The sequence below is a fragment of the Chryseobacterium sp. MP_3.2 genome (genome assembly GCF_035984805.1).
GTDB lineage: Bacteria > Bacteroidota > Bacteroidia > Flavobacteriales > Weeksellaceae > Kaistella.
In genome coordinates, this window is record NZ_JAXCHW010000007.1 from 43,641 (window position 1) to 57,699 (window position 14,059).

The 14,059-nt window shown below is 35.1% G+C and carries 14 protein-coding genes and 2 pseudogenes; 6 read left to right on the top strand and 10 right to left on the bottom strand.

Annotated features, from left to right (window positions below; genetic code table 11):
• Nucleotides 1–50: 50 nt before the first annotated feature.
• The 3 genes and pseudogenes from infC to RCH13_RS09985 form a co-directional block, all read left to right on the top strand.
• Nucleotides 51–314: pseudogene (gene infC / locus RCH13_RS09975) on the top strand (translation initiation factor IF-3); the annotation flags it as partial.
• Between the two features lie 250 nt (nucleotides 315–564).
• A complete protein-coding gene (locus tag RCH13_RS09980; RefSeq protein ID WP_326987098.1) occupies nucleotides 565–1,713 on the top strand; it encodes a sensor histidine kinase in 1,149 nt (382 codons plus the stop codon).
• 271 nt (nucleotides 1,714–1,984) lie between these two features.
• Nucleotides 1,985–2,098, top strand: a pseudogene (locus RCH13_RS09985) (IS1595 family transposase); the annotation flags it as partial.
• Nucleotides 2,099–2,126: 28 nt separating this feature from the next.
• On the opposite strand, the gene RCH13_RS09990 reads toward RCH13_RS09985, so the two are convergent.
• Together RCH13_RS09990 and RCH13_RS09995 are read right to left on the bottom strand one after the other, a co-directional pair.
• A complete protein-coding gene (locus tag RCH13_RS09990) occupies nucleotides 2,127–3,749 on the bottom strand; it encodes an amidase (protein WP_326987099.1) in 1,623 nt (540 codons plus the stop codon).
• Nucleotides 3,750–4,161: 412 nt separating this feature from the next.
• Nucleotides 4,162–4,527 carry a hypothetical protein gene (locus RCH13_RS09995; RefSeq protein ID WP_326987100.1) on the bottom strand — a complete coding sequence of 122 codons (366 nt, stop codon included), beginning with the start codon at nucleotides 4,525–4,527 and terminating at the stop codon, nucleotides 4,162–4,164.
• Between the two features lie 330 nt (nucleotides 4,528–4,857).
• Between RCH13_RS09995 and rpmI the strand changes: the two genes are divergently transcribed.
• The 3 genes from rpmI to RCH13_RS10010 all read left to right on the top strand — a co-directional run bounded on the left by rpmI (nucleotide 4,858) and on the right by RCH13_RS10010 (nucleotide 6,788).
• On the top strand, nucleotides 4,858–5,055 hold the full coding sequence (gene rpmI / locus RCH13_RS10000) for a 50S ribosomal protein L35 (protein WP_039348142.1): 198 nt from the start codon (nucleotides 4,858–4,860) through the stop codon (nucleotides 5,053–5,055).
• Between the two features lie 117 nt (nucleotides 5,056–5,172).
• A complete protein-coding gene (gene rplT, locus RCH13_RS10005) occupies nucleotides 5,173–5,517 on the top strand; it encodes a 50S ribosomal protein L20 (RefSeq protein WP_039348143.1) in 345 nt (114 codons plus the stop codon).
• A gap of 77 nt (nucleotides 5,518–5,594) precedes the next feature.
• Nucleotides 5,595–6,788, top strand: coding sequence for a M28 family peptidase (locus RCH13_RS10010; protein ID WP_326987101.1), 1,194 nt, complete (start codon nucleotides 5,595–5,597; stop codon nucleotides 6,786–6,788).
• A 71-nt stretch (nucleotides 6,789–6,859) separates the two neighbouring features.
• Here the strand turns inward: RCH13_RS10010 and hisIE are convergent, their stop codons facing one another.
• The 8 genes from hisIE to hisG all read right to left on the bottom strand — a co-directional run bounded on the left by hisIE (nucleotide 6,860) and on the right by hisG (nucleotide 14,011).
• Nucleotides 6,860–7,480 carry a bifunctional phosphoribosyl-AMP cyclohydrolase/phosphoribosyl-ATP diphosphatase HisIE gene (gene hisIE, locus RCH13_RS10015; protein ID WP_326987168.1) on the bottom strand — a complete coding sequence of 207 codons (621 nt, stop codon included), beginning with the start codon at nucleotides 7,478–7,480 and terminating at the stop codon, nucleotides 6,860–6,862.
• A 55-nt stretch (nucleotides 7,481–7,535) separates the two neighbouring features.
• On the bottom strand, nucleotides 7,536–8,288 hold the full coding sequence (gene hisF / locus RCH13_RS10020) for an imidazole glycerol phosphate synthase subunit HisF (RefSeq protein WP_326987102.1): 753 nt from the start codon (nucleotides 8,286–8,288) through the stop codon (nucleotides 7,536–7,538).
• Between the two features lies 1 nt (nucleotide 8,289).
• Entirely contained in the window at nucleotides 8,290–9,003 is a 714-nt protein-coding gene (gene hisA, locus RCH13_RS10025) for a 1-(5-phosphoribosyl)-5-[(5-phosphoribosylamino)methylideneamino]imidazole-4-carboxamide isomerase (protein ID WP_326987103.1), read from the bottom strand.
• 154 nt (nucleotides 9,004–9,157) lie between these two features.
• A complete protein-coding gene (hisH, locus tag RCH13_RS10030; protein WP_326987104.1) occupies nucleotides 9,158–9,739 on the bottom strand; it encodes an imidazole glycerol phosphate synthase subunit HisH in 582 nt (193 codons plus the stop codon).
• Nucleotides 9,736–10,830 (bottom strand): bifunctional histidinol-phosphatase/imidazoleglycerol-phosphate dehydratase HisB, encoded by a 1,095-nt coding sequence (hisB, locus tag RCH13_RS10035; RefSeq protein ID WP_326987105.1) that lies wholly within the window; start codon nucleotides 10,828–10,830, stop codon nucleotides 9,736–9,738. Before hisB ends, hisH begins: the two co-directional genes overlap by 4 nt.
• 3 nt (nucleotides 10,831–10,833) lie before the next feature.
• Nucleotides 10,834–11,856, bottom strand: coding sequence for a histidinol-phosphate transaminase (gene hisC, locus RCH13_RS10040; RefSeq protein ID WP_326987106.1), 1,023 nt, complete (start codon nucleotides 11,854–11,856; stop codon nucleotides 10,834–10,836).
• Nucleotides 11,846–13,141: a histidinol dehydrogenase gene (hisD, locus tag RCH13_RS10045; protein ID WP_326987107.1), complete on the bottom strand. Its 1,296-nt coding sequence runs from the start codon at nucleotides 13,139–13,141 to the stop codon at nucleotides 11,846–11,848. The genes hisC and hisD overlap by 11 nt, the downstream gene beginning before the upstream one ends.
• A 12-nt stretch (nucleotides 13,142–13,153) precedes the next feature.
• Complete coding sequence (gene hisG / locus RCH13_RS10050; protein ID WP_326987108.1) at nucleotides 13,154–14,011, bottom strand: ATP phosphoribosyltransferase; 858 nt, start codon at nucleotides 14,009–14,011, stop codon at nucleotides 13,154–13,156.
• Nucleotides 14,012–14,059 lie beyond the last annotated feature (48 nt).

The following is a 14,059-nucleotide window of genomic DNA, read 5'->3' on the forward strand; positions in this document are numbered from 1 at the left end:
AAATTTATTTTTTATATAATCAATGAACAGTTAAATTCAAAATTTCGTAACGGCGTATCCGATTCGGTCCACAAACCGATGAGCATGATTACGACTTCAAAAAGAAACACGCTGAAAAATTTTTAGAGGAAGGTTCAAAATTGAAATCTTACGTTTTCTTTAAAGGACGTTCCATCATCTTTAAAGATCAGGTAGAAATCCGTCTTTTAAAATTAGCCCAGGAATTGGAACACGTTGGAAAAGTTGATCAATTGCCAAAATTAGAAGGTAAAAGAATGATTATGATAATGAGCCCGAAAAAACCGGCGAAATAATTTGAAAATTTGGTGATGTGATAATTTGATGATTTGATGATTGTATCGCTTTGAATGATAAAAATAGTAAAGAGACTTTTTGGAGTTTCTTTTTTATGGTTTTAGAAATAATCATTATTAATGAGTCTTGCTTTATTGGCAAAAAAAAATATTTAACAAGGCTCAAGGTCGGAAGATTTTGCGCAGCAGATTGATTAAATTTTTAAAACCTGCCTGTAAAATGTTAGATTTGTAAATCTATTACACACAAATGAAAAAAATCGCAAAAATACTGCGCGAAAACAACGCCGAAATCATGAAACGTTGGGAGGACAAAGTTTTGCAAGAAGTGCCTGCTAGCAGAGAAGCAAACTCAGTTGCGTTATATGACCATTTACCAAATCTCATAAACGATATTGCCGACATCATGTCGCGATATCCTGAACTGCAAAATATTCACGAAGATGAAAAATTTAAAGAAATTTTTAAAAATAGCGAAAATCACGGGAGACACAGGTCGACCTCACCCAACTACTCGGTTGAACAGATTGTACACGAATACATTATCTTTCACCATACTTTGAGTGAATTTATAAAATCTCAAAATTCTTTTGTCATTGAAGTTTTGGATTTACTTAAGTATGCAATCGAAAACTCAATTCTAAAATCAGTCGGTGCATTTTCCTATTCCATACAGGTAATGCAGGAAAAGTTGATTGCAACCCTTGCACACGATATTCGAAATCCGCTTTTTGCTGCCCAATTATCTTTAAAAATGATACAGGAGTTACAGGGTAATGAGTGCTCAGCAAAAATGCTGGAAACAGCCCATCGAAGTGTGCTAAACGCATTAAGGCTTACTGAAAATCTCATGGACGGTATTTCCGTAAAAGCAGGCGAGGGAATGATGCTCCATTTTGAAAATGTCGACATTTTGCAAGATATTAAATGGGTATTTACTGAATCGAAAGAAGTTTACGCAAGCGAAATATTCTTAAAATGTCAGGAAGATCATATTAAAGGTGTTTTTGATAATATTGCAATCAGGCGTCTGTTAGAAAACCTTATATCCAACGCGGTGAAGCATGGATCTCCGCAACGACCTATCACCATTAGTGTTAAAGACAGTGAAGATGCCATAGAGATTGTAATTCAGAATTATGGCGAACCTATATCTGCAGAAAAACGAGCGCACATTTTTAAATTTTTAGGAAAAGATAACAATGGCAGCTGCCAAGTGAGGAAAGGTTGGGGAATGGGTCTTACTTTAGCTCAAATGGTGGCAGAAGCGCATGGAGGAAATATTAAGCTGGAAAATACAGAAGAAAATGGCACTTCATTTATCGTCACTCTTTTTAAGCATTTCAATCAATCGGGCAAAAGGCGTACAAAACTTATTGTTGAGCATCAATTAAAATAGAAAACAATAGAACACGGCAAAGGAATCTAATGTCAAAAACTTATATACGGAAATCAGCATCTGATAAAACCGATTAAATAATTTAAAAATTTGGTGATGTGTCAATTTGATGATTACCTCGCTTGAATTATAAAATAGTAGAGAGATTCTTTTGGAGTCTCTTTTTTTACTGCAATGAATAAAATAGTTTGTTAAACGTCTTGAAATCCGGAGACTTTGGACAGCAGTTTCAAATCTTTATAAGCGATACAAAGAAAAATTATAAAGAAAATATGATAAAATAAAACGTAGAAATTTACAACTCTACCTCAATGAGTTCGTTTATAAACTGAATCGGCGATATTTTGGAGACAGAATCTTTGCCAGGATCGTTATAACGTTATGATTAAAACGGAAGCAAATTAAAGAATCTATTAATCCAAAAACGCCTTTTTAAATTCTGGTTTCACTCTGTGTTTTGTGGCTTGTTCAAAAGCGAAAGCGAAAGAAATAATTTCACCCTCGCGATAAGCGCCGCTAAAAAAAGACAAACCAATTGGCAAATCGTAAACTTTTCCACATGGCACAGAAATATGCGGATAACCACTCATTGCAGCAGGCGCGGTGAGAGAAACTTCGCCCCATTTGTCGCCATAAATAACGTCGATACTACAAGCTGGTCCCATTGTTAAACCAGTGATTGCGTCAAGATTATATTTTTTAAGGACATCATCAATAATTTTTTGAGATCCTTTATGACTATTTTTTAAGGCTTTAAGATATGCAGGATCACTTAAATCTTTTTTGGCTTCACTTTGCTCCAGGAGTTCCTGCTTAAAAGTCGGCATTGCTGCGTCTTCATTCTCTTTGTTGAATTTTATCACGGCTGCCAAAGTTTTCATTTTAGCTTTCGCGTTGGAAAGATAAGCATTGACGCCACTTTTAAACTCATATTTCAACACTTCCAATTCATCACTTCCCAAGGCATTAATACTTTCTAAATAATTGAATTCCACAATGGTGGCACCTTGTTTTTTAAGAATATCCAAAGCTTTTTCCTGTAATTCATTCAGAAATTGGTTGGTATATTTTTTCTTTTCCACGCCAATTCTTTTTCCTTTTAAGCCGTCCTTATTTAAAAATTTGGTGTATTTGGTATTTTTGCCACGGCTTTCGTTTGTCACAGGATCTGCGCTGTCAACGCCTGATAAAACTTCTAAAAGTAGGGCTGCATCGGTCACCGTTCTCGTCAAAGGTCCTGCTGTATCCTGAGTACTTGAAATCGGGATAATTCCGGAGCGACTCACCAAACCAACCGTCGGTTTAATACCGACTGCACCATTGATAGAAGCCGGACAAGTTACCGAACCGTCCGTTTCCGTACCCACTGCAACCGCACATAAATTTGCCGAAACTGCTGAACCGGAACCTGCACTTGAACCACACGGCGAATGATCTAAAATATAAGGATTTTTTGTTTGTAAACCACGGCTGCTCCAACCGGAAGAGGAATTAGTGGAGCGAAAATTGGCCCATTCACTTAAATTGGTTTTTCCTAAAATTACAGCACCCGCATTTCTTAGTTGCGTCACAATAAAGGCATCTTTTTTTGCAAAATTTCCGACTAGAGCGAGTGCTCCGGCTGTCGTCATCATTTTATCTGCCGTATCAATATTATCTTTGATTACCACCGGAATTCCGTGGAGAGGACCTCTTATTTTACCCTGTTTTCTTTCTTGATCCATCACTTTTGCAATATTTAAAGCATCTGGATTTATTTCTATCATGGAATTGAGTTTCGGTCCATTTTTATCAATGGCTTCAATTCGGTTCAGATAAAGTTGGGTAATCTGCGCCGAAGTATAAGTTCCTTTCTCCATTTTGTCTTGAAGTTCTGAAACCGTCATTTCATCTAATTCAAAATTATTGTCGGATTCTTCAGCTGTATTTTCTAGTTTAGAATCAGTTTTATTTTGTGTAAATGAGGTTGTGGCAAATAGTGTTGGGATACCGATCGCGGCCAAAGCCGTGTTCTTTAAAAAATCGCTTCTTTTCATGGATGTTTAGGATTTCAAAATAATAAAGTTTAGAATTTTTGATGTTTAAAAATACAAAAAAATATTAGTAATGATTATTGCTTGTTTAATAATTAGTTCTAAATTACAACTTAGCATTCTTGTTCTTTTAAAGACTAAAAAAGACATTCCGTCACTTTGAAATACAAAAAAAAAAGTCTCTTTTGAAGTCTCTTTTTTGATTATTGGAATTAATGAAATAGTTTGTTAAGTGGCTCAAAGTAGGAAAACTTTGCGCAGCAGGGACTTTGCGCAGCGGGGAATTCTATTATTTAAATTTCAAATCAATTAGATAATTAGATAATTTCTCAGTTGATTCAAAGGAACTAAAGGGACTAACAATAAGCAATTGTTTAATAGCTAACTTACATAAATGTAAAGCTTTGTTTAAATCTTAACTTGTAATTTCTTGACTTGATCCGTGAACTATTCCGGATCTTTTTATATATAAATCTTTAAATGAGGATGCGATTATTTTTCGCTGATCAAAATCTTCAGATAAAAGAAAGGCAATATTATCACTAATTTGACTTAAAATTGAAGGGTTAATAATGTTTTTTGTGTCGATATGCAAAATACATTCAATTGCAAATATAAATTGAATTAAAGCTTTTGCGTTATTTTCATCCTTCAGTGCCTTGCCGGTCCATTCAACAGCATTTTTAATTCGTTTCTCTAATTTATTGTTGTTAAGCTTTGAATATAATTCCCAAACTTTATTATTACCGTTCTCAATATCTAAAAAATAGGGTTCACTCAAGTCAATAATGAGCGAGTAATCAAATTGTTCTTTAATTTGAATTTTATTTTTTGATTCGATAAAAAATTGTTTATTAGTGGGATCAACCTTAGTCGATGACGAGTATGAGTGGATAGCCCGACCCGAAGGAGAGAATGGAGGCTCGTCTTAAGACGAGACGGAATGAACGACTGAAGGGCACGCCCAGATTCTGAAAATAATAAAAGAAAATGTCTTTTTTAATTGGGTGAAAATTCGTACTTTTGCAGTCTGAAAAATGTGGAGAATACCGCGAGGTCCTCACTTACACAGCAAAAAGACATTGATAACAAATAGATAAAATTAAGCAAAATGCCAAAATTAAAAACTAAATCAGGTGCTAAGAAGCGTTTTAAGCTGACCGGAACCGGAAAGATTAAAAGAAAAGGTGCTTTCAAAAGCCACATCTTGACCAAAAAAGAAACGAAGCAAAAGAGAAATCTTACGCAGACTTCTTATGTTGCAAAAGTGGACAAAAAGAGCGTTTTACGTCAATTAGCTTTAAGATAGTTTTTATAAATCAACCGGTTTATAAGAATTAACAAATTCAGAAAATTTAACCCTGAAACGGTGCAAAAAAGTGCAATGAAATAGTTTGCCGCCCTTTTCAAAAAAACAAATTTAATTATGCCAAGATCAGTAAATGCCGTAGCTTCCAGAGCTCGCAGAAAAAAAGTAATTAAGCTCGCGAAAGGTTTTTTCGGTAGAAGAAAAAATGTTTGGACCGTAGCTAAAAATGCCGTACAAAAAGCAATGCAATATGCTTACCGCGGTAGAAAAGAAAAGAAAAGAAGTTTCCGAAGCTTATGGATCATGCGTATTAACGCAGGTGCAAGAGAACACGGAATGTCTTACTCCCAGTTTATGGGCGCCCTGAAAACGAACAACATCGAATTGAACAGAAAAGTTTTAGCTGATTTAGCAATGAATCACCCAGAATCGTTCAAAGCGATCGTAGATTCATTAAAATAAATGTAAAATTTTTTGTTATCAATTATAAAATCCTAAACAAATGTTTAGGATTTTTTTTATATTTGGGGAAAAATTACATGAAAAATCTTCTCCTTCCTTCCTTCCTCCTTTTTTCTTTTTTAGGCTATTCCCAAAGTTATATTCAAACCTATAAAAACAGAGCCAATCAAGTTACCCAAGCCAACGTTAATACCCTCTTAAATGATTTCGCAGGATTAGGCATAAAAACAACGGGATCCGTGGCAAATAACAATGCATTAGCTTGGTTAAAAGGGAAATACACCGCTTTTGGCTATACTGCGGCTCAAATTTCTGAACATACTTTTACATACAACTCTAAACAAAGTAAAAACTTAATCGTGACCAAAACGGGTACCACTTACCCAAACAAATTCATCATCATCTGTGGACATTACGATACCATAAACGGTCCTGGTGTAAATGACAATGGATCTGGAATTGCCATTATTTTAGAAGCAGCTAGAATCCTGCAAAATATTTCCAGTGAATATTCCATCAAATTTATTAATTTTTCTGGGGAAGAACAGGGACTTTTAGGAAGTCAAGCGTACGTAACAAACGTAGTTAATGGCACTAATCCGAAAATGGACATCAAATTAGTGATCAATATTGATGAAGTTGGTGGTGTTGCAGGAGCCGCAAATACTAAAATCTATTGTGAGAAAGATGGAACACCTTCTTTCCCTGCAGGAATGTACAGCACTTATCCCGCAACCAATAACGCAGCTTCTACCACTGCAACTAATGAATTGATGAGTTGCATGACGCTCTATTCAAACATCACTCCCGTCACAGCATATATCGAACGTTCAGATTATATGCCCTTTGATAAAAATAATGAGATAGTTACAGGACTTTATGAATTTAATCAAAGCAGCAAACCTCACACTACCGGAGACACTTATGTCAATATGGATCCAGTTTATGTGTATAATATTGCGCAAGGAGTTTTGGGAGCATTACAACATTTCTCTACTTCTGCGGTTGACATTACGCTAGGTGCAATTGAATCCCCAAAAAGTTTAAATGAAAGAATCAGTATTTTTCCTAATCCAGCGAATGATTTTGTAAACATTGGACTGGATGGAAAAGGATATACTACTACGATTTCCGATTTTTCTGGAAGAACAGTACTGCAGTCCAAAGATCAGCAGAATTTAGATACTTCAAAACTAAAGAGCGGTGTCTATTTAGTTAAAATTACCATGAATGGTGAAAGTGTGACCAAGAAACTGATCATCAAGAAATAGTTTTAAAAATATTTTAAAGGAAAACCTGGGCAATTGCTCAGGTTTCTTTTTTTTTGTGATCGATTTGAATATTATTTCCTATTTCTATCCATCAAAACTTCTTCAATATCGGTCAAGGAAAACGATTTGGCTTTCAGCAAGATTAAAAAGTGATACATCAGATCTGCGGCTTCATCTTTAAACAATTTAGCATTATCATCTTTCGCTTCGATGACCAATTCTACAGCTTCCTCTCCTACTTTCTGCGCCATTTTATTGATGCCTCTCTGATACAGATCGTAAGTATAAGATTTTTCAACTTTTTGATCAATTCTCTTTGAAATGGTTTCTTCTAATTCATATAAAAAACCTTTTGAATTTTTCTCTTCGAAACAACTGAAAGTTCCGGTATGACAAACATTTCCGGCTGGTTTTGCCTGAATTAAAAGCGCATCTGAATCACAATCTTCTTTAATGCTTTTTACATGAAGATAATTTTCGGAGGTTTCGCCTTTGAGCCAAATTCTATTTTTAGTGCGGCTGAAAAAATGAACGCGTCCGTCTTTTTGGGTTAATTCTAAAGCTTCTTCATTCATATAACCCAACATTAAAACCTGCTGCGTTCGATCGTCCTGAATAATTACAGGGACTAAACCATTTCCTTTTTCAAAATCTAATTTCATATGTGATTTTTTATTGTTTAGAAATGTCATATGCAATCTCATCAAACATTATTCGTGTTTATTTGTAAAATTGTTAATGGCGATTTCATCTGATGGATATTTTATTTTCTTTTAAATTTTCTTTTAAGTCGGATATTTTAATTTCATTAAAGTGAAAAATACTTGCAGCCAAAGCTCCTGTAACCGTAGTTTCGGTAAAAACCTCTGTAAAATCTTCCATTTTACCAGCGCCACCTGAAGCAATGATCGGAAGTTGGCAAACCGCTGAAATATTTTGCAACATTCGCGTATCGAAACCGTTTTTCGTTCCGTCAAAATCCATGGAAGTCAACAAGATTTCTCCAGCTCCTAAATCGGTCACCGTTTTCACCCAATCAATTGTTTTCAATTCGGTTTGAATTTTTCCCCCATTAATGAAAACATAATCTTCACCTTCAATATTTTTAGTATCAATCGCAACTACAACACATTGATTGCCGAACTGTTGCGCAATTTCCCGAACTAATTCCGGTCTTCGTACTGCGGCTGAATTGATGGAAACTTTATCGGCTCCAGCTTTTAGTAACGCTTCTACATCTTGCACAGAGGAAATTCCGCCACCAATTGTAAAAGGAATATTGATCTCTAAACTCAATTTTTCAACGAGTTCAATCAAAGTTTTTCTTCCTTCCAAAGTCGCCGTAATATCCAGGAAGACCAATTCATCGGCGCCATCTTTGACATATTTTTTTGCGAGTTCCACTGGATCTCCCGCAACTCTCAGATCTTCAAACTGAACTCCTTTTACCGTTTTTCCATCTTTGATATCCAAACACGGAATAATTCTTTTTTTCAACATGCTACAAAAATTTCTGAAGTTCCTTTAAAGTAATTTTCCCCTCGTACAATGCTTTTCCGATGATTGCGCCAGAACAACCGAGTTCTTTTAAATCCTCTAAATCTTTCATAGAAGAAATTCCGCCACTTGCAATTAGAGAAATTTCGCATTGCTCTAAAATCTCCTTATACAATTCAAAAGAAGGACCTTCTAACATTCCGTCTTTGGAAATATCTGTGCAAATCACGTCTTTTATTCCTTTTTTTTGATAGGATTGAATAAAGTCAATCACCTCAAGATCTGAATTTTCTAACCAACCCGAAGTTTTTACTTTTCGGTCTAAACAATCTGCACCTAAAATTAATTTATCTGCTCCAAATTCATTAATCCATTCTTCACACAATTCTCCATTTTCAACAGCAATACTTCCAATCGTGACCTGATTTGCTCCTGCATTAAAAGCACTTTCCAGACTTTCCCGAGTTTTAATCCCACCACCAAAATCAATAATGAGATTTGTTTGAGAAGCGAGAATTTCTAAGGTTTTTAAATTTTTAATGGTTTTTGCTTTTGCTCCATCCAAATCGACCAAATGCAAATATTGAATTCCGTTGGCTTCATATTCTTTCGCAATATCCAAAGGATTTTCGTGATAGATTTTTTTCGTGTCGTAATCACCTTTCGAAAGTCGAACACATTTGCCCTCGATAATATCTATAGCTGGAATTATTTTCATTTTATTTTTTTTAAAACCACAAAAGGGACAAAAGTTTTTTAATTTTTAATGCAATTCAAAAGTCCATAAAAGTGTAAACGTTAACACCATAAACTTTTGCATACTTTAAAGCGATCAAATTTCACCTTTTTATTTTGTAGCTTTTGTAGTTAAATTATTTTAGTTTTAAAAAGTTTTCTAGAATTTTTGATCCAACTTCACCAGATTTTTCGGGGTGAAACTGCGTTCCATAAAAATTATCTTTTTGCAATGTCGCACTGAATGGCAAGATATAATCACATTCCGAGGTCGTATTTCCTCCAACTTCGCAATAATAACTGTGCACGAAATAGAAATTATCTTCCTCTGAAATTCCCTCGAAAAGAGGACCTTGCCTTTTCTGCAAATTATTCCAACCCATATGCGGAACAATGTCTGTAGCTGGAAATTCCTTGACTTTCAAATCAAAAATTCCGAGACATTTTGTGTTTCCTTCTTCGGAGAAATCACACAATAATTGTTGTCCCAAACAAATTCCCAAAAAAGGTTGTGTTAAAGTGGGAATCAACTGATCTAAATTTTTCTGTTTCAAATAATTCATCGCCGTTGAAGCTTCTCCAACTCCGGGGAAAATCACTTTTTTAGCATTTCTTATTTCTTCAAAATCTGAAGTAATGATCGTCTCAAAACCTAATTTTCTCACGGCATTTTCCACGGATTTTACATTTCCGGCAACGTAATCGATAATCGCTATCATAATATTCCTTTGGTACTTGGGATGGAAAAATTATTCTGATCCTGCTTCACCGAATCCCGTAAAACTTTTGCAAATGCTTTAAAAATCGACTCTATTTTGTGGTGTTCGTTTTCGCCTTCACATTGAATATTCAAATTGCATTTTCCGGTGTCTGTAAAAGATTTGAAGAAGTGATAAAAAAGTTCCGTCGGAACATCACCAATTTTTTCTCTTTTAAAATCCACGTTCCAAACCAACCAGTTTCTTCCGCCAAAATCTAAAGCAACTTGCGCCAGACAATCGTCCATCGGAAGAGCAAAAGCATAACGTTCGATTCCTTTTTTAGAACCTAAAGCCTGCTCAAAACACGTTCCTAAAACCAATGCCGTATCTTCAATCGTGTGATGTTCATCAACTTCTAAATCGCCATTAACTATAACTTCTAAGTCGAAATTCCCGTGTTTCGAGATCTGTTCCAACATGTGATCAAAAAATGCCAAACCCGTATTGATGTTCGATTTTCCACTTCCATCTAAATTGAGTTCAACCGTAATATCAGTTTCTTTTGTTTTGCGGTTGACTTTTGCTTTGCGGGGAATTTGCTTTAAATATTGATAAATTTCATCCCAGTTTTTCGTCGTCAAAGTCGCTTCTTCGAAATTTTCATCTCCAATAAAAATGGACTTTGTACCGAGATTTTTCGCCAGTTCAACATCCGTTTTTCGGTCTCCGATGACGAAAGAATTTTTCAGATCGTAATTTCCAAAGATATATTTTTGAAGCAATCCGGTTCGAGGTTTTCTATTCGGCGAATTTTCAGATTCAAAACTATCATCAATCAGTAGATCGGAGAAAATAATATTTTCATTAGCCAAAGTTTTCAGCATTTTCTCCTGTGGAATTCTAAAATCAACTTCCGGAAAAGAATCGGTTCCTAAACCGTCCTGGTTCGTGACCATGACCAATTCATAATCGAGTTCGTTTACGATCTTGGCTAAATTCTGAATGACTTTCGGATAAAATTCTAATTTTTCTAAAGAATCGACTTGAAAATCGGTCGGCGGTTCTAATATTATTGTTCCGTCGCGATCGATGAATAATACTTTTTTCATAATTTATATTTGGGATAAGGCACTTAATAATTTGGAATTTTCATCAGCGGTTCCGACACTAATTCTAAGGCAGTTCTTCAAGGCGGGATGTCTTAAACTCGTCAGAATATTTTCTTTCAATATTTTTTGATAAACCAATTCAGCATCTTTAAATTTAATGAGGAAAAAATTGGCATCGGAAGGAAATATTTTGGTTGCGGAAGAAATTGTTTCTAATCCAACACGAAAATTTTCCTTTTCATTTAAAATAATCGAAATGTTATTTTTTAATTCTTCTAAATTTTGCAATTGTTCCAACGCCAATCTCTGACTTTCTGAACTGATGTTATAAGGTGGTTTTAGCTGTATGAACAAACTCGCAATTTCTGGTGAGGCAAATCCAACTCCAATTCTTAAACCTGCCATTCCAAAAGCCTTCGATAAAGTTTTCAGAACAATTACGTTTGGATATTTACTCAATAAATTGACTGCAGAATCTTCAGGAGAAAATTCAATGTATGCTTCATCGACCACTACAATTCCAGTAAAATTTTGAATATAAAATTCTAAATCGTCAATCGAATTTCCTGTTGGATTATTCGGTGAACAGAGAAATAAAACTTTAGCTTGACTTTTGGAAATTGTATTTAAAAACGAGTCTTTCTTTAATTCAAAATCTGAATTCAGCTGAAGTTTTTCAACCTTCACATTATTCATTTTCGCGTAAATCTCATACATCACAAAGCTTGGATCCATTATCAGAATCGAATCTTTGGTTGGTTCGCAGAAAATTCTCATCGTTAAATCGATTAATTCATCACTTCCATTTCCTAAAAATAGATTCTCAGTTTTAGATTGATTAATTTCAGCCAGTTTCATTTTTAACTGAATCGGATCACCATCTGGATAACGGTTAAATTCACCAAACGGATTTTCATTTGCATCCAAGAAAACAACCTTTTTATCTAAGAAAGAATCACGCAAAGTTTGGTAAGATTTCACTCCAGCCAAATGCGGACGAATCATTTTATTTAAATTAAATTCCATTTTCTAAAGATTTTAAGCGAAGCGAAACTGCATTTTTGTGCGCGGTCAAACCTTCCGCTGCTGCCATAATTTCTATGGTTTTCCCAATATTTTGAAGTCCAGTTTTGGAAATTTCCTGAATGGTTATTTTTTTTACAAAACTATCGAGCGAAACGCCGCTGTAATTCCGGGCAAAACCGTTGGTTGGCAAAGTGTGATTGGTTCCGCTTGCATAATCTCCCGCGGATTCTGGCGTATAATTTCCGAGGAAAATTGAACCTGCATTGTTGATTTTTGAAATGTAATTTCTAGGGTTTAGTACGGATAAAATTAAGTGTTCCGGCGCATAATAATTGCTCATTTCAATGGCTTCTTCAATCGATTTCATTAAAATAAAACGACTGTTTTCTAAAGCTGACTTTGCAATTTCATTTCGGGGAAGCTCTGCTACTTGCTTTTCAATTTCCTTTAAAGTTTTATTAAAAATGTCTTCATCCGTCGAAATAAAAATCACTTGAGAATCCGTTCCGTGTTCCGCTTGAGAAAGCAAATCTGCCGCACAAAATTCAGGATTTGCAGTTTCATCCGCAATCACCAAAACTTCACTTGGTCCTGCTGGCAAATCGATAGCCACATGATATTCCATCGCCAATTGTTTCGCTTGCGTTACATATTGATTTCCGGGTCCGAAAATTTTATCGACTTTCGGAATACTTTCTGTCCCAAAAGTTAGGGCTGCAATGGCTTGAGCACCGCCAACTTTGAAAATTTTTGTAATTCCACACAATTGTGCAGTAAATAAAATGGCGGGATTGATGGAACCGTCTTTTTGGGGCGGCGTGCAAAGGATCATTTCTTTACAACCTGCAATTTGAGCCGGAACAGCCAACATTAAAACCGTGGAAAAAAGTGGCGCTGTTCCGCCCGGAATGTACAATCCAACATTTTCAATGGCTCTGGATTCCCGCCAGCAAACAACTCCTTCTGTGGTTTCAATTTCTTCGGATTCTGCTTTTTGAGCAAGGTGAAATTTGAATATATTTTCTTTGGCTTTCTTGATGGCAGTTTTTAAATCCTCGGAAACTTCATTGATCGCAGATTCAATCTCCTTTTTAGAAACTAAAAAATTTTCAATATTAACCTGATCAAATTTTGCGCAAAATTCCTTTAAAGCAGAATTTCCTTCATTTTTTACCTTTAAGAAGATTTCCCCGACGGTATTTCTTAAATCTTTTTTTTCCAGAACCGGTCTTTCTAAAAGAGTTGACCAAGTATTTTCTTCTGGATATTTACTAATATTTTTCATATTTACTCCTTTTTACATGACCATTTTTTCGATTGGAATCACGAGAATTCCTTCGGCGCCATACTTTTTTAGTTCATCAATAATTTTCCAGAATTCATTTTCCCGAACGACAGAGTGAATACTGCTCCATCCCGTTTCAGCGAGTGGCAAAACGGTGGGGGATTTCATACCGGGCAAAATGTCAATAATTTTTTCAATAGAATCATTTGGTGCATTCAGCAAAATGTATTTATTCTCCCTGGAATTAATTACGGCTTGAATTCGGAACAAAAATGATTCTAAAATGATGGAAACGTCATCTGAAATATTCTTACTGGAAATAATCACTGCTTCACTTGTTAAAACCTGTTCAACTTCCTTTAATCCATTGTGCAAAAGCGTACTTCCGGAACTTACCAAATCAGCGATGGTATCTGCTAAACCAATACTCGGTGCAATCTCCACACTTCCCGAGATTTCCACAATTTCGGTATTGATATTTTTGCTCTCGAAGTAATTTTTAACGATTGATGGATAAGAAGTCGCAATTTTTTTTCCTTCAAAAAAACTAATACCTGAATATTCCTGTTCTTTCGGAATTGCTAAGGATAATCTGCAGTTGGCGAAACCTAATTTGCGAACCAGATCTACATTTTTGTTCTGTTCCAAAACTTCATTTTCCCCGATAATCCCAATATCCACAATGCCTTGTTCCACATATTTTGGAATATCATCATCACGAAGAAAAAGAATTTCTAAAGGAAAATTGGTCGCGGAATTTTTGAGTTTACTTTTAAAGTCGGGAATTTTAATTCCACATTCTTTTAAAAGTTCGAGGGACTTTTCACTTAATCGTCCGCTTTTCTGAATTGCAATTTTTAATTTGTTCATTTTAAATTTTGAGATTGGGTCTGAACAAATATTTAATTTTTTACATAA

What these genes read in the sequence shown, in the direction of transcription:
- hisC (WP_326987106.1), bottom strand. Translation starts at nt 11,856, where the DNA reads ATGGAATTTAATTTAAATAAAATGATTCGTCCGCATTTGGCTGGAGTG.
- rpmI (WP_039348142.1), top strand. Translation starts at nt 4,858, where the DNA reads ATGCCAAAATTAAAAACTAAATCAGGTGCTAAGAAGCGTTTTAAGCTG.
- hisA (WP_326987103.1), bottom strand. Translation starts at nt 9,003, where the DNA reads ATGAAAATAATTCCAGCTATAGATATTATCGAGGGCAAATGTGTTCGA.
- RCH13_RS10010 (WP_326987101.1), top strand. Translation starts at nt 5,595, where the DNA reads ATGAAAAATCTTCTCCTTCCTTCCTTCCTCCTTTTTTCTTTTTTAGGC.
- hisIE (WP_326987168.1), bottom strand. Translation starts at nt 7,480, where the DNA reads ATGACATTTCTAAACAATAAAAAATCACATATGAAATTAGATTTTGAA.
- hisH (WP_326987104.1), bottom strand. Translation starts at nt 9,739, where the DNA reads ATGATAGCGATTATCGATTACGTTGCCGGAAATGTAAAATCCGTGGAA.
- RCH13_RS09990 (WP_326987099.1), bottom strand. Translation starts at nt 3,749, where the DNA reads ATGAAAAGAAGCGATTTTTTAAAGAACACGGCTTTGGCCGCGATCGGT.
- hisG (WP_326987108.1), bottom strand. Translation starts at nt 14,011, where the DNA reads ATGAACAAATTAAAAATTGCAATTCAGAAAAGCGGACGATTAAGTGAA.
- hisD (WP_326987107.1), bottom strand. Translation starts at nt 13,141, where the DNA reads ATGAAAAATATTAGTAAATATCCAGAAGAAAATACTTGGTCAACTCTT.
- rplT (WP_039348143.1), top strand. Translation starts at nt 5,173, where the DNA reads ATGCCAAGATCAGTAAATGCCGTAGCTTCCAGAGCTCGCAGAAAAAAA.
- RCH13_RS09980 (WP_326987098.1), top strand. Translation starts at nt 565, where the DNA reads ATGAAAAAAATCGCAAAAATACTGCGCGAAAACAACGCCGAAATCATG.
- hisF (WP_326987102.1), bottom strand. Translation starts at nt 8,288, where the DNA reads ATGTTGAAAAAAAGAATTATTCCGTGTTTGGATATCAAAGATGGAAAA.
- hisB (WP_326987105.1), bottom strand. Translation starts at nt 10,830, where the DNA reads ATGAAAAAAGTATTATTCATCGATCGCGACGGAACAATAATATTAGAA.